This is a genomic window from Streptomyces sp. KL2 (genome assembly GCF_046529545.1).
Lineage (GTDB): Bacteria > Actinomycetota > Actinomycetes > Streptomycetales > Streptomycetaceae > Streptomyces > Streptomyces radiopugnans.
The window spans coordinates 5,800,082-5,817,866 of sequence record NZ_CP127170.1 but is presented as its reverse complement, the minus strand read 5'-3'; the positions used below and the strand labels follow the sequence as shown (position 1 = coordinate 5,817,866).

Genomic DNA, 17,785 nt, shown 5'->3' with positions numbered 1-17,785 from the left:
CGTGGGCACGGCGCCGTCCCCCTTCGTCCACGAGCACGTCACCGACGCCCTGAAGGCCCCCGACCTGATCCGGCTGGGCGACACCGTCGTGCTCGCCCGGTTCGAGACGCTGAAGGTCTACGCCGCGCTCGGGGCCGTCCGCGCCCTGCTGGAGCGCGGCACCGTGGCCCCGGGCCAGACCCTCGTCGACAGCTCCAGCGGCATCTACGCCCTGGCGCTGGCCCTGGCCTGCCACCGCTACGGCCTGCGCTGCCACATAGTCGCCTCCAGCACCGTCGACACCACCCTGCGCGCCCAACTGGAGATCCTCGGCGCCACAGTGGACCAGATGCCGCCCTCCCAGGACCTGCGGCTGGACCAGGAGCGGCGGGTGCGCCGGGTGCGGCAGCTGATCGCGGACCGGCCCGGCACACACTGGATGCGGCAGTACCACGACCCCGTCCACTACGCCGGATACCGGGAGTTCGCCGACCTGGTGGACGCCGCGCTGCCCGGCGGCCCGCTGACCGTGGTCGGCGCCGTGGGCACCGGTTCCTCCACCGGCGGACTCGTCCAGCCGCTGCGCGAACGCGGCCGGACGGTGAGGCTGGTGGGCGTGCAGCCCTTCGGCAGCGTCACCTTCGGCAGCGAGCGATTCAGCGACCCCGAGGCGATCATCGCCGGCATCGGCAGCTCCATCCCGTTCGGCAACGTCCGCCACGACCTGTACGACACCCTGCACTGGATCGACTTCCGGCACGCCATGGCCGGCGCCGTCGGCCTGCTGCGCGAGCACGCGGTGTTCGCGGGGCTGTCCACCGGCGCGGCCCACCTGGTCGCGGGCTGGGAGGCCGCCCGGCAGCCCGGGCACCCCCACCTGGTCATCGGCGCGGACACCGGGCACCGCTACACCGAACGCGTCTTCGCCCGGCACCGCGAGGCCCTCGACCCCCGCGGCCTCAAACCCCACCAGATCACCTCGCTCGCCGACCTGGCCCTGCCCTGGGCGGTCATGGAATGGGGACGGCGGCATCACGAAGCGGCCTCCGCGCCCGCGCGGCGGACCGTACCGGCGCTGACCGCGAAGGAGCGGACCGCATGACCATCGCCGCCCTGGAAGAACTCACCTTCGGCCTGGGACGCCTGGTGGAGGCGGCCGGGAAGGCCGGACACCGGCTGTGCCTGCTCACCGGGGACCGGAACGTCTACCGCCACGAGCTGACCCGGCTGGCGCCTGGCGCACTCGACATCATCGACGTCGACACCCGCGACGAGGCCGCCACCGCCGCCGCGCTGGCGGGACTGCCCGACCTGCGCGGCCTGGTCAACTCCACCGACACCTGGAGCGTCCCCGGTGCCGACCTCGCCGCCGAACTCGGCCTTCCGGGCCCCGATCCGGCAGCGGTCCGCCTGCTGCGGGACAAGCACCGGGTGCGCAACCTCCTGCACGAGCGGGGGCTGAGCCGCGGCCGCGCCCTCGCGGTGCACCCCGGCCCCTCGGCCGCCACCGAGATACTCGGTGAGGTCGGCCTGCCCGCCGTCCTCAAGGACTCGGCGGGAACCTCCTCCCGCAACGTCTGGGTGGTGCGCGACAAGCAGCGGCTGCGCGAAGCCCTCGCCGAGGCCGCGAAGCGGCCCTTCACCGGAAGACTGATCGCCGACCCCTTCTTCGCCGGACCCGTCTACAGCGCGGAGACTCTGAGCTGGAAGGGCGAGACCCGGCTGCTGGGCGTGCTCAGCCGCCAGATGTCCGCCCACTCCTCCGTCCGCGAGGAGGCCGCCGCCTTCCCCGTGGCCCTTCCCGCCGACGAGTCCGCCGCGCTCGGGACATGGGTGGGGCAGGTGCTGGAGGTGGCCGGCCACGACCGCGGCTTCGCGCACGTGGAGTTCGTCCTCACCGCCCGGGGCCCGGAACTGGTGGAGATCAATCGCCGCATCGGCGGTGCCCTCGTCGGCGAGGCGCTGTGCCGCGCGCTGGACACCAACGTCTACGACGCCGTGGTCGACACGGCACTCGGCCGGCGCCCCCCACTGCTGGACGCACCCGCCCCCTCCGGCCCCGCCACCGGCTTCGTCCTCCTCTACCCCGACCGGCCCGGCACCCTCACCGGCTGGTCGGGCTTGGAGCACCTGGGCGCCTTCCCCGGATCCCCGCAGTGGTACCCCACCGCGGCCCCCGGAGAACGGCTGGAGCACCTGGGGGACCAGCGCGGCTGCACCGGCATCGTCCTGGCCGAGGGCGCGACCGCCGAGCTGGCCCTGCACCGCGCCCTGAGCGCGGCGGGGAGCGTACGGCCGGTCGTGGTGCCCGACCGCCGGGCCGGCCACCGGGGATGACAGGGGGAACCGGCCGGCGTCGCCGCTGTCCGGCGCGGTTCACCGGGCCGCAGCGGTTCCTGCTGGCCGGCTCCTTCCTCATCCCCCTGGGCAGTTTCGCCGTCCTGCCGTTCATGTCCGTGCTGCTCCACCAACGGCTGGGCATGGACCTCGGAACGGTCGGGGTCGTGCTCGCCGTCGCCTCGCTGATCCAGTTCTCCGGCGGCGTGGCCGGGGCGGTCATCGCCGAACGCGCCGGGCTGCGGCGCACCATGCTGCTCGCCCTGGTGATCCGCACCGCGGGCTTCGCCGCCTTCCTGCCCGGCCTCCACCGGCCCGCGGTCGCGGTCGCCGCGCTCGTTCTCGTCTCCTGCGGAGCGGCCCTCTACCTGCCCGCCAACAAGGGCTACCTGGTGCACCGGGCGGGAGAGGAGCAGCGGCCGCTGCTGCTGTCCGCCAGCAACTCCGCCTTCAACGCCGGCATCGCCCTGGGACCGCTCGCCGCCGCCCCACTCGTCCTGGACTCCTCGGCCGTGCTCTTCGGCGCGGTCACCGTACTGTTCGCGGCCGTCACCGTCGGCCACGCCCTCCTGCCCGCCGAGACACCCGACCGGCCGCCCGACGGCGCCGGGGAACCCGGGCGGCGGCCACCGCACCGGGGAGGGCCGTTTGCCGGGTTGGCCGTCCTGCCCTTCACCGCGACGGTGCTGAGCCTGTACGTGTTCATGTTCTTCCAGCACTACATCGCGGTCTACTCGGTGCCCCGGACCTCACCGGTGTTCCACGGAGCGGTGCTCACCCTCTACGCCCTGCTCCTCGTGGTCGCGCAACCCGTCCTGGCGGACCGGATCGCCCGCATGCCCTACGGCCGTGCGCTGCGCGTCGGCTTCGCCGCGATGGGCGCCGGCATGGCCACCCTCGCCGTCGGCACCCCCGTCACGATCCTGACCGGGGCACTGCTGGTCTGCCTCGGCGAGACCGTCCTCTTCCTCAAGAACGACCTCGAGGCCCTCGCCCGGTCCCCACGCGCTCCCGCAGTGGTCTTCGGCCACCAGCGGCTCGCGGCGGGAATCGGCGCCTTCGCCAGCGGCCTTGCCGGCGGGGAGGGCTACCAGCTCGCCGAAGAGGCCGGGCGGGCCGGCCTCTTCTGGGCCGCGGTGGCCATCCAGTGCGTGCTGTCGCCCGTAGCCCTCGCCGCGGTGCCACGTCTCCGCCCCGCACGCGCGGCCGGACGGCGGGACCGGTGCGGGGGGTGAGTCCCGCTCCCACCGGTCCCGCCTCCGCTTCAGGCGCGGGAGCCGGTCAGGCTCGGCGCCCCCTCCCCCGGGTCCGCTGCGCGGCACGGCCCCGTCCGTCCGTCCGTCTCCGCCGCACCCAGCAGATCGATCAGGGTCCCGCGCGCCCGGGCCACCCGCGAACGCACCGTACCGACCGGGCAGCCGACGACCGCGGCGGCCTCCGCGTACGGCAGGCCGAGGAGCTGCGTGAGCACGAACGCCTCACGCCGGTCCGCGGGGAGGGCCGCGAGAAGCTCCGACAGCACCACGCCTTCCTCGAACCCCGGTAACCCCCGGGGCTGTCCTTCCTCCACCGCCGACTGCCAGTCCTCGACATCCGCCACCCGAGGGCGGGCGGAAGCCGCCCGGAACCGGTCGGCCACCACGCGCCGGGCGATCGCCAGCAGCCAGATACGGGCGGGCGAGCGCCCCTGAAACCCGGGAAGGCCGCGCAGGGCCCGCAGATAGGTGTCCTGTACGAGATCGTCCGCTGCCCGCGCGTCACCGCTGAGGTGGGTGACGTACCGCCGGACATCGCACAGGGTGCCCCGGACGAAGGACTCGGTCGCCTCGGGGTCTCCGAACCGGGCCGCCAGGGCCCACATCGTCACCTGCTCGTCGTCACGCACGGGTCTCCTCCCGGACACGCCGCTGCCCTTCCGGGCCCTCGGGGAAGATGGGGCCATGCCGTGTTCCCACTTCCGCACCGCCCTCTCCGCCCGTGTCGATGGCGAAGCGCTGCCGCCGGACGTCACCGGTCCGGCCCTCGACGCGCACCTGGCGTCCTGCGCGCGGTGCCGCCGGTGGGAGGAGAGCGCCCGGCGGCTGCGGCAGGCGGCGCTCACGGCGGACAGCGGCGACACCTCCGGTGCCGACCGGCTGCTCGCACGTCTGCGGACGGATTCCCGGGCCGGTGCCGAAGATGAGTGCGAGTGGGGTGGTACGCAGGCCGGCTGAAGACCGGGGCGGGCCCCATCGCCGCTGTACGGCTGCGCCCGGGGCGGACCGGGCCGGCGCAGGCGTGTGGTCACGGACAGGGTTCATCGTCTGAGGTCCTTCGAGTGATCCGCCGGTCGCGGTGGACGGCCGGCGGAGTGGGGGGTGGCCGGGACGGGGACGGCGTCATGCCCCGGCCTCCGGCCGGTGACTCCGCGCCGTCATGCGACAGCGGTCACCGGGGAGGACCTCGTAAGGAGACGGCATGGACCAGCAGGAACCGCGGGAACGGCCGGTACGGGCTCCGGACCGGACCGCTGCGCAGGTGCGGTACGGGCACGTCGGCGGGTACGGCCGGGAAGAGCGGTGCGAACAGCCAGGCCGACAGCGCCCTGACAAGCCGGAACACCGCCCGCTCGCCGCCCGCCAGCCACACGGCGCCCACCAGGGCGATCAGCAGGTGCACGGCCAGCATTCCGGCGGCCCCGCCGAGCACGGCCGCACCGTCCGGGAGTTCCCGCGCGGTATGACCGGCGTGCGCCGGGCACCCGGCCGCCGCGGGAAAGGGCGCATCGCACGGTGGGGGGTGGGCCGCGCGCTCACCGGCGGCCGGGGCACCTCCGGGCGGCAGCGGCGACAGGACCGTCTGCGCGAGCGAGAACCCCGTGTGCAGGAGGGCCTGCGTGCCCAGCGCCACAACGCCGACCGGTAACGGCCGCCGCTCGCGTCCCGTGAGCCACCACGTACCGCTCGCCGTGACGAGGACGGCGGCGGCCACGGCCCATCGGGGAACGGAGACGCCGGACGCCGCTGTGTGCCCCAGTGCCGCGAACAGCGCGCAGATCGCCGCAAAAACCGCAGTGCGCAACGCTCGTAGGACGATTCCCGCACCCATGACCAGCCCATGGTCGCATCTCACCTTGCGTACGGAGCCGGGCAACCGGAAGTTCCTCACAGATCCCGCTTGCGCGTTTCGGCGGCGGGGCGGACCCCTGGGGCCGGGGTGCGCCGGACTGTCTCTGGATCGACGCCGAGGGTGGCGGCGTGCTCGGCGAGGTGCCGGCGGTGGCCGCCGTCGGCCCAGGTTCTGCGGACGCTGGGACGTTCCGCGGCGGCTTGCTCGGCGAGAATCCGGCCGGCGTCGGAGTCCTGCACACTCGCCGCGGTGACCAGCACCGCCGCCAGCAGCCCGAGGGCGCCGGTCACGATGCTCCGCCCGCGGCGCACGGTCTTCTCCGCCGCGTCCGTGCCCTGCCCGGCGGCCGGGACGCCGGGCTGGGCGGGCACACCGCCCCTGCGCCACTTGGCGAAGGAGTCCGCAGACGGTCTCCCAGGGCGGGAAGCCGTGCGGCAGGCAGCGCCACCGCACTCCGGTGCGGTCCGCGTACAGGACGGCGTCCATGGTGCGGCGCAGGTCGTGCTCGGGCGGACGCCCGGTGGTCAGCGCACGCCGGCGGCCCGCGCCCGGCCCTGCCCGCCCTGCGCGACCACCTCGGCTCGGCACGGGTCCGCCCGCCGGACACGGGGATCCGGGCACCCGCGTGGGCGCACCGGTCCGGGTGGCCGGGCCGTGCCCCGGTGGGGTGCGGGCATCACTCCTCCAAGTGGTCGAAGCGCAGGCCCGAGGAGGTCTCGCCGCGGCCCGGGCGGGCGCGGCGAGTGGTCCACAGCAGGGTGCGGCCGTCGGCGGTGCGCGCGTACTGGTGGCTGCGGGTCAGGGTGACGCCCTCGCGGGGAACCTCCTCCGCGAACAGGTCGTAGGCGTGCGGCGGTCCGGGGGCGAGCAGGCGCCCCAGGGGGCGCAGCGGGACGCCCTCGGGCCCGTCGAGGTGGGCCAGGCGCAGGACGTACGCGCCGGGCCGGGGTTCGACGGGCAGCAGCGGGAACCAGTGGTCGGGGATGTCGGTCATCAGGCGGTAGACGGCGGTGCCGCCGGGGACGGCCGGAGCGGGGCGCGGCTCCGGGGCGGTGCGGGTGCGGTCCAGGGTGCCGCCGTGCGGGGTCGGTACGCGGCGTTCGACGGCCCATGCCTGGTTGGCACCCTCGTCGCGTGCGAGCAGGACCTCCTCGACCGGTTCGCTCTCCAGGGTGCCGGCCGTGACGGGCGGGACGAACAGGCCGGCCCGGCGCGCGCCGTCCTCGGTGCTGAGCCGGTGCACGGACCAGTGGGCGTCGCCCGTTCCCGTGCCGGGCGGGGGCAGCAGGGTGGGGCCGCCCAGCTCGGAGCTGAAGGTGTCGCCCACCACGACGGAGGTGAGGGTGGTGAGGCTGCCGACCGGCACTTCCAGCGGGACCAGGTACCAGTCGTTGCCGTACACCGTGGCGAACTCGGCGACCAGCATGCGGGCCAGGTCGGAGGGGGCCGCCTCGACGCCGCCCAGGGCGACGCGGGCGTCCTCGAACTCCCAGTAGCGGCGGGCCGGCATGCCGGGGAAGCGCACCGGCGCGGGGAAGGTGGTGGCGAGCAGCGTCTCGCGCTCGGGCGGGGCGTTCAGGCCGGTGTCCCCGGTGGCGGTGAAGTCGGTCCAGTCCAGTGCGCCGCCCTGGTACGCCGGGGCGGTCAGGGTGGTCTGGCCCGCGGAGCCGGACAGGCCCACGCAGAAGCGGTGTTCAAGGCGGCGGGGGTCCCAGGCGTCCCGGTCCGGCGCACCGGTGAGGTGCCGCTCGTCGTACCAGGTGAGCCAGTCGCGCAGCACGGGGAACGCCTCGGCCGGCAGGCCCCAGCCGGGTTCGGCCGGGGTCGGCGGGGTGGCGTGCAGGGTGTGGGCGACGGCGTTGCCGTCCGGCACCCGGCCGCGCAGGACGGTGAGGTAGCGGGCGGTGGCCGCGTCGGTGGTGCCCTCCTCGCCGGTGAGGCCGAGCGGGTAGTCGTCCAGAAGCAGGGCGACGGCGTCGGCGACCGCGGCCGCCGGGACGGGCGAGGAGCGCAGCAGCCGCAACAGGTGTTGTCCGGCCTCGGCGCCGGCGCGCAGGTCCGTGGCGGTGGAACGGGGCCCGGCGGGCTCGGCCTCGGCGAGCGCCTCCAGCGGGGTGGAGCCGTCGTAGGGGACGGCGGTGCCCGTGGCGCCGGACCGGTAGCGGGTGATGCGGTCGGCGTGGCCGCGCAGCCTCACCCATACGGGGGTTCCGGCGTCGTCGCCGAGGAACTCGCCCAGCTGCCACTGCCGGGCGAGCATCCAGGCCGGGTCGTGGACCTGGCCTTCCAGGGAGGGGCGCAGGTCACCTGTGCGGGCTCGGGGTTCGAGCCGGGTCCAGGTGGTGATGGAAGCCATGGGGTTACCTCGTCAGGCCGCGGGTGAAGTCGGTGGCGACCGCGTCCTCGTGGCGGGTGTTCATGGCGAGGAGCGCGGCGGGGGCGAGCTGGCCGATGTCGGCGACGGCGGTGGGGCTGTCGGGGTGCAGGGCCTCGTAGTCCACGGCCCGCAACCGGGCCAGGTCCAGGGCGGCCTCGACGGTGGCGCCGAGCAGTTCGGGTGTCCAGGTCGGCGAGGCGTCCGGCGGTACGGCGAGCAGGACGGCCTGGGGCGGAGCGGCGTCGGGGGCGTCGATGTGCAGGGCGACGCCGGTGGTCTGGCGGTCGCGCGGCACGATCTCGGTCCACTCGTCCACGATCAGGCCGCGCAGCCGGCCGGTGAGCACGGCGGCGGGATCGGCCGGAACGGTGGCGCCGGGGGTGTGCAGGACCAGGGAGAGCCGGGGGCCGGGGCCGGTCCCGTCGACGGAGGGCAGGGCGGCCCAGCGCTCGGTGGCGGACCCGGGATCGTAGGGGCTCTGCGCGACGACGGCGGTGAGCGCGTCACCGGTCTCCAGGGCCTCCGCGTAGCCGAGGGTGGTGACCAGGCGTTCCACACCGCGCCGGACGCGGCCGAGGCGGGTCAGCCAGCCGGCGGGGGCGTGCGGGTCCCCGGCGAGCAGCGTGTCGGCGTGGGCCAGGGACTCGGTGAGCGGGCCGGGGTCCGGTGCGGCGAAGCCCGGCAGCAGGACGAGGTCGCTGCCGAGGAGCGCGGTGAGCAGCTGCCGCGCCCACGCGGACGCGGACAGGCCGCCCTGGCCGAGAGCGGTGTCCAGCTCCGTCAACCGGTCCAGTCTGCGGCCGAGTTCCGGCGCGACGGCGGAGGCGAGGGACGCCAGCAGCTCGGCGTGCTCGTCGAGCTGTACGGCGGTGGCGCCGGGGCGCGGCGGCAGTGGGGGCGCGGCGGCGGGAATGCCCAGCAGGTTGGCCGTGGTCAGGCCGCGGTGCAGGCGTTCCACGCGGGTGCCGGCGGACTCGGTGGCGGGGACGGCGAGGTCGGTGGCGGCGCGCCGGGCGACCTCGCGGACGGCGGTGGCGCGGGGGGCGAGGGCCGGGTCGTCCGGGTCGTCCGGGTCGTCCGCCGGGCCGGGTGCGGAGGCGGTGGTTGGGTCCGCCTCGGGCAGGGCGAGGTCGGCCGGGCGCAACGGGCGTGCCGTGCGCAGCAGTTCACGCGCGGCGCGGACCGTCTCCAGCAGCGGGGCGAGCCCTTCCGACTCCGACTCGACGCTCACCGGGCGGGGCGCGGCCGGTTCCCGCTCGGCGAGGTGGTGGTCGGCGTGCAGGAGCAGGTGGCGCTCCAGGTCGGAGCCGGGTAGCGCCTCCGGGCCCAGGCCGAGGGCCAGCCAGTCCAGCGGGGACAGCGAGGCTCCGGCGAGCGGGACGGCGCGGGTGGTGCCGTCCGCGAGCCGTACGTCGTAGGCGACGGTGGCCGGAGCCGGCAGCAGGGCCGTCAACCAGGCGTCGAGGGCCGGTTCGGCGAGGGCGCGGCTCTGGGTGAGCGGGTCGGTGAGCCAGTCGGCGGGCGCGGGGCCGGGGCCGCCTGCCGGGCCGTCCCCGCCCTGGCCGCCGTCACCGGGTCCGCCGGGGCCGTCGTCGGGCAGGGTGTCCCCGGCTCCGTCGCCGGGTCCTGCCGCGAGCGCCCGCGGTCCGGCCGGGACCGCCGTGCCGGTGTCGCGCAGCAGCACGATCACCCGGTGAGTCACCGCGTCGCCGCCGCGCGGGGTGCGCAGGGACTCCAGTTCGGGCGGCGGGGCCTCGCCGTTGCCCATGGCATCGAGGGTGGCACCGGCCCTCAGCGGGTTGCCCTGCACGGCCTGGTGCACGCCTTCGACGAGGAGGGCGTCGGCGACCGCGTCGGCCGCGTCGGCGAGGTCGGCGAGGACCCCTTCGAGCGCGGCGAGTTCGGCGGTGGCCGTGGCGGGCACGCCCACGTCCCGGACCAGGTCGAGGTCGCCGGCGGCCCGCAGGCGGCACAGGCGCAGGCCGTCGACCACGTCGTGGGCGGCGACGGTTTCGCTGACCGTGCCGTCGTGGTGGAGGTGGTTGGCGGTGGTGGGGGCGAGGGTGCGGAAGTCGTCGGTCCAGGAGGCGAGGGTGCGGATCGGGTTGTCCTGCAGGGCGCGTTCGAAGCGGTAGCCGAGCAGGGCGCCCAGCGGCCGGCCCTGGCGGACGCCGTCGAGCAGCCAGGCCGCGGTGCGGGCGCGGTCCGAGGGCAGGTCGACGGCGGTGGGCGCGTGCGGCGCGTCGCCGTGGGCGCGCTGCGCGGCGCGCAGCACGGCGGCGGTGGTGGCCTGGGCGAGGGACGGGGCGTGCACGGGTCCGGCCGTGTCGGCGGCGGCGAACAGCTTCCACGGCGCGGTGCTGCCCGGCTCGGCCAGCGGGTCGGTCCGCTCCCCCTCGGGGCGCTGGGCGAAGGGGATCTCGGCCGGCGCGGCCTGGCGGGGCGTCACGTCGAGGAGCCAGCCGTAACCGCCGAGGTGACAGCCGGACGGCTGCGGGGCGCCCGGGCGGCGGAGCCAGGCGAGGCGGCGGGTGGCCAGGGAGGTGATCCAGGCGTCCAGCCGGTGGGAGGTGGTGTCCAGGGTCTGGGCGAGCAGTCGCTCCAGTTCCACGGCGGGCAGGCGGGCGAGCGCCTTGAGGGCGTCCACCGTCTCGTACAGGGGCTGGAGTTCGGGCCTGGCCCTGGCGTCGGCCGTCCACAGGTAGGCGGCCACGGTGGTGGTCGTGCCGGGCCGCATCCGCTGGGCGCGGCGCCACACGGTCGCGGTGCGCTGCGCGTCGTCGGTGTCGACCAGTTCCGCCTCGCGCCGCTCGGCCGGGCCGGTGCCGAGGACGAGGTCCACGGCGCGGGCGTACTCCGTGAGGAGGGAGTGCCGGGCCAGGCGGTACAGCAGCGGGGTGGACAGGGGGGTACCGAGGTCGTGGCACCAGCGGGCCCAGGGCAGGCCGGCCCGTTCGGCGGCCGGGGGGACGCTTGCCCAGTCGGGTGCGGTCAGGGGATCGCCGAGCGCGGCCAGGTACTGGCCGGGGGTGCCGCCGGGGACGCCGTCCGGGGCGTGGGTCCAGGGGTGGTCGAGGGGCCAGGCGTGGTTGGCGTACAGCACCCGGGCGGGTCCGAACTCCCAGGCGGGCAGGGAGAGCCGGCGGGCGAGGTCGTGCATCTGGCCGGCGAGGCCCTGGCACCACTGGTCGTTGAGGGAGAGCGGCCCGTACCGCCACAGCGCGGCGATGTAGTCGGTGCCCAGCGCGCTGCGGCCGTGGACGCGCCGGGCGAGGGGCGCCATGCCGAGGATCTCGGCGACGGTGCCCTGGGCGGCGGCGCCCCGGGTGATCCGGGGGATGGCCCGCGGGTCGGCCGCGGTGGGCGCCCAGATCCGGTCGCGCAGGGTGCGCAGGAAGCCGGGGACGGCCGGATCCAGGCGCAGGGCGCCCAGGCCGGTGCCCTCGATGTCCGTCCAGCGGTCGAGCGGCAGCACGGGCAGGACGCCGTACGGCTGGGAGCCGATCCGCAGGGCGGGCAGCGGTCCGCCGGGGCGCAGGTGGCGGCGGGCGTGCTCGCGGGCGCCGCGGATCTTGTCGTCGGGGAAGCGGTCCTCGCCGAACTGGCTCAGGTAGTAGCCCCAGGTGGCGCCCCACAGGGCGGTGGCCATGGCGCGGGCGGCGGCCTGGTCGCGGCGGCGGCCCTCGCGGGCGCGGGCCAGCGGAGCCGGGCGTGCGGAGTCGGTCGTCAGCGGCAGGCCGAGCGCCTTGGCCAGTACGACGGCGTTGGCGTCGGCGTCCGAGGGCACGGTGTCGCCGTGCCGGATCTGGTAGGCCGCCTGGTTGTCGGGGTCGGAGCGGCTGTAGCGGGAGGTGGCGGTGGATGTGTTGTTGGACGGGGCTCCCGGGGGCACGTAGCCGAGGCCGCGGGTGTGGTACTGCGCCTCGATCAGGCCGGACAGCTCGGCCGTGGCCTCGGCCGGCTGCCCTTCGAGGACGCCGTACGCCAGGAGCCGGGCGTATCCGTTGCCGCGCGGGAGGCGGACGGCCATGCCCAGGGTCTCGGCGGCGGCGAAGTCGACCAGCCAGCGGGTGGCGTCGTCGGTGGGCGGGGCCGCGGGGCCGAGGGCGTCGAGGTCCGCGGTCGGGGCGGGGCCGACGGGCAGCGGTCCCCCGGCGTCGCCGCCGACCCGGCGGGTGACGCGGGTGACGGTGGCGGCTGCGGGGTCCTTGGGCCGGCCGACGACGTACCAGCGGGTCGGCAGGGCGCGGGCCACCGGCCGCTTGGTCCAGCTCGCCGGCCGCGGTTCCCCCGGATCGGGGAAGTCGGGGGCGGCGTCCGGTCCGCCGGGGACGGGCCGCTCGGCCGCGTTGACCGGTTCCAGGACCTGCGCGATCCAGGCGGCCCGTTCGGCGCCGAAGCGGCCGGCCAGCTCGCCCCAGGCGGCGCTCTCGGCCGTGACGTCGTCGCGCGCGTCCCACACGCCCTGCCAGTAGCGGCGGCCGTAGAGGTCCTCGTCGGTGGTGAGCGGGGCCTCGTGCGTGTCGACGTGGATCTCGTCCGGGTAGATGCGCACGAGCAGTTCGGCGGCGGTGAAGCGGGTCTCCAGCCGGACGGGCAGCAGGACCACGGGCAGGGTGGTGGGGAGGGTCCAGGCGGGGGGCGGTGGCGTGGTCATCGGCGTCCGTCCAGGTGGCGTACGGGCAGAGGGCGGCGGGTGGCGGGGCGCGCGGCGACGCGCCGGGGCGGGGCGTTCACCGGCTCACCCGTTGCTCGGGTGGGCCGGTTCGACCCGGTACGCCTCGTCCGGGATCTTCGGCAGGGAGAGCAGGTTGTCGCCGGTGTCGGCGTCGGGCGCGGCCCGCAGGCAGCGGCCGCCGTCGCCGTCGGAGACGGCGGTGACGCCCACCCGGTGGCCGTCGGGGGCCTCCACGTACAGGGCCTGGCGGCCGTCGAGCGCGCTGAGCGCTTCGGCGCGCGACATCCGCCACCAGCCGCCGTCCGGGTACCGGCCGGCGATCTCACGCACGAACACCCGGTCGCTGCCGGGCACCCGCTTGCGCACATGGGTGACGCGCAGCCCCGGGCCGGGCAGCGGCAGCAGGGCGGAGGCGTGGTGGGCGACCCGGACGGGCCGCTGGAGCGTGATGTGCGCGAGCGTCGCGGAGTTGTGCGCCCAGGACAACCGGGGTGCGTCCGGATCCGGGTTCAGCGGGCGGGGGTCGGCGCCGAAGGCCGGGCGGGTGGTCAGGTGGACCAGCGCGTCCAGTTCCGCGGCCGAGTGGGCCGCGGCGGCCCAGGTGACGTCCCGCCAGGTGAAGGGGCCGGGCCCGTGGACCGCGTCCTTCGGCGGGTTGTCGAGGCCGAAGGCGGGCGCGGTGGGGTGCTCCTCGAAGACGAAGAACCAGCCGGGGTGGGTGCCGTCCCGGCCGAGCGCTTCGGCGACGGTGAGCGGGAAGCCGACGAACAGCGCGTCGGCACCGATCTCCCCGGAGAACACCGGGTCCAGGCGCTCCTCCCCCAGCCTGCGCGGGCCGTCGGGGACGGCGGGCGGCAGCGCGCGGCGGGCGTGCAGGCCGAGCGAGGGGAAGCGGCGTACGACCTCGCCGCGCACCAGGAGCACGACCGCGTCGTCGCCGCCGGCCGGGCGGCGGGCGGTCTCGCCGAGACGGCGGGTACGGCCCCAGTCCCGCATCGGCGGAACGTCCGGCGGTTCCTGGCCGGGTGCCACGGTGCCGCGCGCGTCCCAGAAGTGGCGGAACGCGGTCGCCCTGCGGTCGGTGGGGTACTCCCGCCACAGCAGTTCGCGGCCCAGTTCGTGGTTGGCCCCGGCGAGGAAGGACTCGATGAACCTCCCGTTGGCGCGCAGCAGGGTGACGGTGTCCGGCGGGACGTTCCGCACGCCGGGCAGCAGGTGGTCGCCGCCCAGCTCGGTGAGGAGTTCGGCCATCGGCTGGGCGAAGGAGGGCGGCGCGAGCAGCGGGCCCAGCGGGTCCGGCAGCCCGGAGCCGGCCAGGTCGGCGCCGTCCACGCGGGCGGTGACCCGTGCCGTGACCGCCGTCTCGGGGTCGGTGGCGTCGCGCACGGCGTCGGCCAGCGGCGCCAGGGGCACCGGAGGTTCGGTCTCCTGGCGGGCGCGGCCCTGGGCGGCCAGCAGAGCCTTCTGGTGGGCCCTGGCGGCATCGCGGAAGGTGGCGGTGATGGTGCGGCGGCGGTCGGCGACGGTGCCGGGCAGGTCGGCGAGGGCGATCCCGGCGCCCTGGTTGGTCCAGCCGTACCAGGCGCCGGAGTCCGCGGGCATCGGCTCGGACCAGGAGCGGGGTGCTCCGGTGGCCTCGACGTCCCAGCCGATGCGGTACGTGGCCCAGTTGGCGGTCGGGCCGTCCTCCAGAACGAGGACGGCGAGGTCGGTTTTCTCGGTGCCGCTGAAGTCGGCGACGGCCAGGCCCGCACCGGCGACCCTGGGGAAGACGCCCGGGATGCCCAGGGTGGAGCTCCAGCCACCGGTGACGCGGCCCCGGGCGTTGATGTTCCAGCCGATGCGGTAGGAGCCGCGCACTCCGTCGGCGGTCTGCTCCATCAGCATCACCACCAGCTCCGGCCGCAGGTCGCCGTTGAGGTCGGCGACGGCCACGTCCATGGCGTACACGGCGGCGGCGGAGTCGGAGGGCCGCCCGGGCCAGGGGACTTCCACCGAGTCGGACCAGCCGCCGCGGGCGACGCCGTTGCCGGGCGAGATGTTCCAGCCGATCCGCACGAACAGGCGCCGGTTGCCGGCCAGCCCGCCGAGGTAGGCGACGATCAGCTCCTGGTTCCCGTCCCCGTCGAGGTCGGCCAGGGTGCAGCTCCCGGCCTGCACGTTCACCACCGCGCCCAGTCCGCCGCTGGAGGTCCAGGGGGTCGACATGGGGGTGGGCATGGCCACCGGACCGATCCAGGAGGAGGCGCTCGCGTCGGCGTCGAGCTCGCGGCCGATCAGGTAGCGGCCGAAGTTCCCGTAGTGGCCGTTGTTGTCGTACTCCTCGATCCAGAAGACGACGGCGTCCGGGCGGCCCGAGCCGTCCAGGTCGGCGGTGGCGATGCCGAAGCCCTGGGTGTTCTCTGCGGACATCCGCCCGGTCATCCCGGGCTTCAGCTGCCAGCCGCCGCGCACGCCGCCGTCGAAGTCGGTGGCGCGGCCGAGCCGGAGGTACGGGACGTTGGCCCCGGCCGGGGCGTCGACGTGGCCGACGAGCAGGTTCGACAGGAAGCCCAGCCGCGGGCGCCAGCGGATGTCGCGCGGCGGGGGCGCGGCCGGGTCGCCCTTGCCGCCGAACTCCGGTCGTCCCAGGGCGTACCAGACGTTGTCGCCGCCCCGGTCCGTCACCAGCAGTCGTCCGTCGGCGACGGTGTGGAGCAGGGAGCCGTACGCGGCGCCCTGCATGCCCTGGTCCGGGCCCGCGGGGGCGCGTCCGCCGCCGGGCTGGGCGACCGGACCGGGCATGACCAGCACCTGCGACGCGGCGGTCGACAGCAGGGCCTGACCGTCGTGCCCGCGTCCGATGACCCGGGACATGGGCGGGGCGCCGTTGACGGCCAGCCAGAAGACGATGGAGCCGAAGAACCAGGTGGCGAACAGGGCGCCGTCGGCGTCGACGCCCCAGTACTGGCCACCGGAGTCACGGACGGGCACCCCGCGCTGCGGGCTGAACCCGGCCTGGGGACCGCCGAGGTCGCGCGGGGTCCAGCCGCTGCCGGTGTCGGTGAGCCGGATCAGCTTGCCGACCCGGTTGACCAGCAGCAGCTCCCAGTCGTCCAGGGCCCGCACACCGGTGATCCAGAATCCGCCCGGCATGCCGAGGGAGGTCCACCACCAGGAGCCGTCCCTGCCGCGCAGCTCCCACAGGTTGCCCCAGTCGTCCGGCACGTAGGCGGCCTGGTGCAGGTAGTTGGTGTTGCCGGGGCCGCTGGGCGGAAGGCGGCGCACGGCGGTGGTCAGCCGGCCCTCGCCGGTCAGCAGCGGACGGCCGTTGGTCGGCGTGCCGTGGTTCAGCCACGTCCACTGGTCGCCGTCCCAGCGCGACTGGTAGAGCTGCCCGTTGGCGCCGACCACGAAGACGTGGAGGTCGCGTACGGCGGAGGGCGGCGAGGCGCAGACGGTGCCGGGCGGGTGGCCGTGGTCGACCCAGCCGGGCACGTTCTGCTGGGTGACGCGGGACATCAGACGGCCGTCGTCGGTGACCACGAACACCCGGTTGGGCATGGCGGCGCCCACCCAGCGGACGGCCGGGACGGCCGGGGCGACGCCCTCGCGCGGCTCGGTGGGGTCGGTCTCCCACCAGCGGGTGGTCAGCCGGTCGGGCGTCAGCGCCTCGAAGCTCTCCCGGCCGTTGAGGTCGTCCACCCCGGCCAGCCCCGCCGGTGTGGCCAGCGGCGGCACCGCCCGCTCGGTGCGGCGGGCCAGGGACGCGGCGAGCGCGGTCGCGGCCGTGTCGGCGGACGCGGGTGCCGTGCCGGGGCGCGCCGCGCGGCGGGCGAGGGGCCCGCCGGGCCGCAGGAGCCGGCGGAAGGCGGGGTCCAGGGCGGCGCTGGCCTCCTTGTTCCGCGCCAGCTCGTCGGCCGCGGTCCGGCCCGCGACGGTGGCGTCGTCCCAGACGGCGGAGGTCATCTGCAGCACGCGGGCGGCGAGCCGGTCGCCGCCCGCCGCGTCCGCCTCCGGCAGCCGGCGGTGCAGGCTGTCGGCGACGGTGCGGGCCAACTGGCCCTGACGCAGGACCTCGTTGATGCGGCGCAGCTCGGCCGCCTGGTCCCAGGCGGCGGCCACCAGGTCCTCCTGGTTGCGGCGCACCACCTCCGCGCCGAGGGCGGCCGCGGCCCGGTGCCGGGGATCGAGGTTGAGGTCGCGCAGCCAGGCGGGCCCGGCCTGCGGGGAGGGCAGCCCGCCGGGCACGCCCGCCTGGGCGGCGCCGTACAGGGGCGGGGTGAAGTCGGTGCCGTCCGGGCCGGGGTCGAGCACGTCCTTGTACGCCGCGCGGAAGGCGGCGGCGGTCGCCTTGTGCCAGGGGCGCGGCTCGGTGCCCGCACTGCGCAGGGCGCCCTCCAGGTCGACGGTGCGGCCGGGGTGGCCGGATGTCAGCTCGGGCAGGCCGCCTCCGGCCGCGCCGACGTCCAGCGGGCGGGTGCCGACGTCGCCGGGCAGGGCACGGGGGGTGAGGTTGCGGACGAGGGACTCGAAGTCGCCGTCGAGGCCGGTGGCGAACCTCCAGTGGTGGTAGACCGGCAGCAGCCACTCGGTCTGCGCGGGGCGCTCGTCCGCGCGGGGCCAGGCGGGCTGGAGGTCTCCGTCGGGGACGGGCAGGCCGAGTCCGGCGAGGCGCCCGGCCTCGAAGGCGGGGACGACGGCGGCGAGGTACCGGGTGCGCGGGCGAAGCCTGCGCGGGCACAGCAGCCGGGACAGGGTGCGCTCGGGTGCCTCGGCGAGGAGGCGGTCCACCTCGGCGGGGCTCGCGCCGTCGTCGGTGGCGACCTGGGCGTGCGCCCAGGCCCAGGACTCGGCGAGGTCGGGCAGTTCGGCGCGGCGGCAGCGCAGCCGGGGCAGGCCGCCCGCGGCGGGGAGCAGTTCGGCGTGGTCGGCCTCGACGACGACGAGGACGAGCCAGGGCCGCAGCCGGCCCTCGGCGGTGGCGGCGGCCGGGGTGAACATCCACGGCAGGTCGGGCCGGTCGAACTCGACGGCGGGGAAGAGGTGCGCTTCCGCGTCGGGGGTCTCGTCCGCGGGGAAGCTGCGGATCACCTGGGCGGGGTCCAGCCCGGTGACGTCGCCGGGGCCGAGCAGCCGTGCCGTCACGGCGACGGCCTCGCGGCCGGTCAGGCGGGGGCGCAGGGTGACCGTCGTACGGGCGGGCATGGCTCCGGCCGTGGTGTCGGCCGGTCCCCCGGCGGCGGCGAGGCCCTCACGGACCCAGGACAGGAAGGTCAGGCCGCTCAACGGGTCCCTCCGGCGGTGAGGTGGGCTGTCGGACAGGG

Annotated in this window: 10 protein-coding genes and 1 pseudogene; 4 read left to right on the top strand and 7 right to left on the bottom strand. The window is 76.4% G+C overall.

All coding sequences use genetic code 11. From position 1 onward, the window contains the following. The first annotated feature begins 1 nt into the window (after position 1). The 3 genes from QPK52_RS26005 to QPK52_RS25995 are packed head-to-tail and all read left to right on the top strand — an operon-like array spanning position 2 to position 3,551. Entirely contained in the window at positions 2-1,081 is a 1,080-nt protein-coding gene (locus QPK52_RS26005; protein ID WP_410539938.1) for a pyridoxal-phosphate dependent enzyme, read from the top strand. After that, positions 1,078-2,316: an ATP-grasp domain-containing protein gene (locus QPK52_RS26000; protein ID WP_410539937.1), complete on the top strand. Its 1,239-nt coding sequence runs from the start codon at positions 1,078-1,080 to the stop codon at positions 2,314-2,316. Before QPK52_RS26005 ends, QPK52_RS26000 begins: the two co-directional genes overlap by 4 nt. Further along, complete coding sequence (locus QPK52_RS25995) at positions 2,313-3,551, top strand: MFS transporter (RefSeq protein WP_410539936.1); 1,239 nt, start codon at positions 2,313-2,315, stop codon at positions 3,549-3,551. The genes QPK52_RS26000 and QPK52_RS25995 overlap by 4 nt, the downstream gene beginning before the upstream one ends. Positions 3,552-3,580: 29 nt before the next feature. Here QPK52_RS25995 and QPK52_RS25990 read toward each other — a convergent pair whose 3' ends face one another. After that, positions 3,581-4,201, bottom strand: coding sequence for a sigma-70 family RNA polymerase sigma factor (locus QPK52_RS25990; RefSeq protein WP_410539935.1), 621 nt, complete (start codon positions 4,199-4,201; stop codon positions 3,581-3,583). Between the two features lie 55 nt (positions 4,202-4,256). Here QPK52_RS25990 and QPK52_RS25985 point away from each other — a divergent pair, with 55 nt between their 5' ends. Continuing rightward, positions 4,257-4,529 carry a zf-HC2 domain-containing protein gene (locus tag QPK52_RS25985; RefSeq protein ID WP_410539934.1) on the top strand — a complete coding sequence of 91 codons (273 nt, stop codon included), beginning with the start codon at positions 4,257-4,259 and terminating at the stop codon, positions 4,527-4,529. Between the two features lie 214 nt (positions 4,530-4,743). Here the strand turns inward: QPK52_RS25985 and QPK52_RS25980 are convergent, their stop codons facing one another. The 6 genes and pseudogenes from QPK52_RS25980 to QPK52_RS25955 form a co-directional block, all read right to left on the bottom strand. Then, positions 4,744-5,004, bottom strand: coding sequence for a hypothetical protein (locus tag QPK52_RS25980; protein WP_410540495.1), 261 nt, complete (start codon positions 5,002-5,004; stop codon positions 4,744-4,746). Between the two features lie 455 nt (positions 5,005-5,459). Further along, positions 5,460-5,795 carry a hypothetical protein gene (locus QPK52_RS25975; RefSeq protein ID WP_410540494.1) on the bottom strand — a complete coding sequence of 112 codons (336 nt, stop codon included), beginning with the start codon at positions 5,793-5,795 and terminating at the stop codon, positions 5,460-5,462. A 70-nt stretch (positions 5,796-5,865) separates the two neighbouring features. Next, positions 5,866-5,910, bottom strand: a pseudogene (locus tag QPK52_RS25970) (hypothetical protein); the annotation flags it as partial. A 190-nt stretch (positions 5,911-6,100) separates the two neighbouring features. After that, positions 6,101-7,780, bottom strand: coding sequence for a hypothetical protein (locus tag QPK52_RS25965; RefSeq protein ID WP_410539932.1), 1,680 nt, complete (start codon positions 7,778-7,780; stop codon positions 6,101-6,103). Positions 7,781-7,784: 4 nt separating this feature from the next. Next, positions 7,785-12,458, bottom strand: a complete 4,674-nt coding sequence (locus tag QPK52_RS25960; RefSeq protein WP_410539931.1) for a hypothetical protein — start codon at positions 12,456-12,458, stop codon at positions 7,785-7,787. 84 nt (positions 12,459-12,542) lie between these two features. Then, positions 12,543-17,747, bottom strand: coding sequence for a hypothetical protein (locus tag QPK52_RS25955; RefSeq protein WP_410539930.1), 5,205 nt, complete (start codon positions 17,745-17,747; stop codon positions 12,543-12,545). Between the last annotated feature and the right edge of the window lie 38 nt (positions 17,748-17,785).

What these genes read in the sequence shown, in the direction of transcription:
- QPK52_RS26000 (WP_410539937.1), top strand. Translation starts at nt 1,078, where the DNA reads ATGACCATCGCCGCCCTGGAAGAACTCACCTTCGGCCTGGGACGCCTG.
- QPK52_RS25995 (WP_410539936.1), top strand. Translation starts at nt 2,313, where the DNA reads ATGACAGGGGGAACCGGCCGGCGTCGCCGCTGTCCGGCGCGGTTCACC.
- QPK52_RS25985 (WP_410539934.1), top strand. Translation starts at nt 4,257, where the DNA reads ATGCCGTGTTCCCACTTCCGCACCGCCCTCTCCGCCCGTGTCGATGGC.
- QPK52_RS25965 (WP_410539932.1), bottom strand. Translation starts at nt 7,780, where the DNA reads ATGGCTTCCATCACCACCTGGACCCGGCTCGAACCCCGAGCCCGCACA.
- QPK52_RS25960 (WP_410539931.1), bottom strand. Translation starts at nt 12,458, where the DNA reads ATGACCACGCCACCGCCCCCCGCCTGGACCCTCCCCACCACCCTGCCC.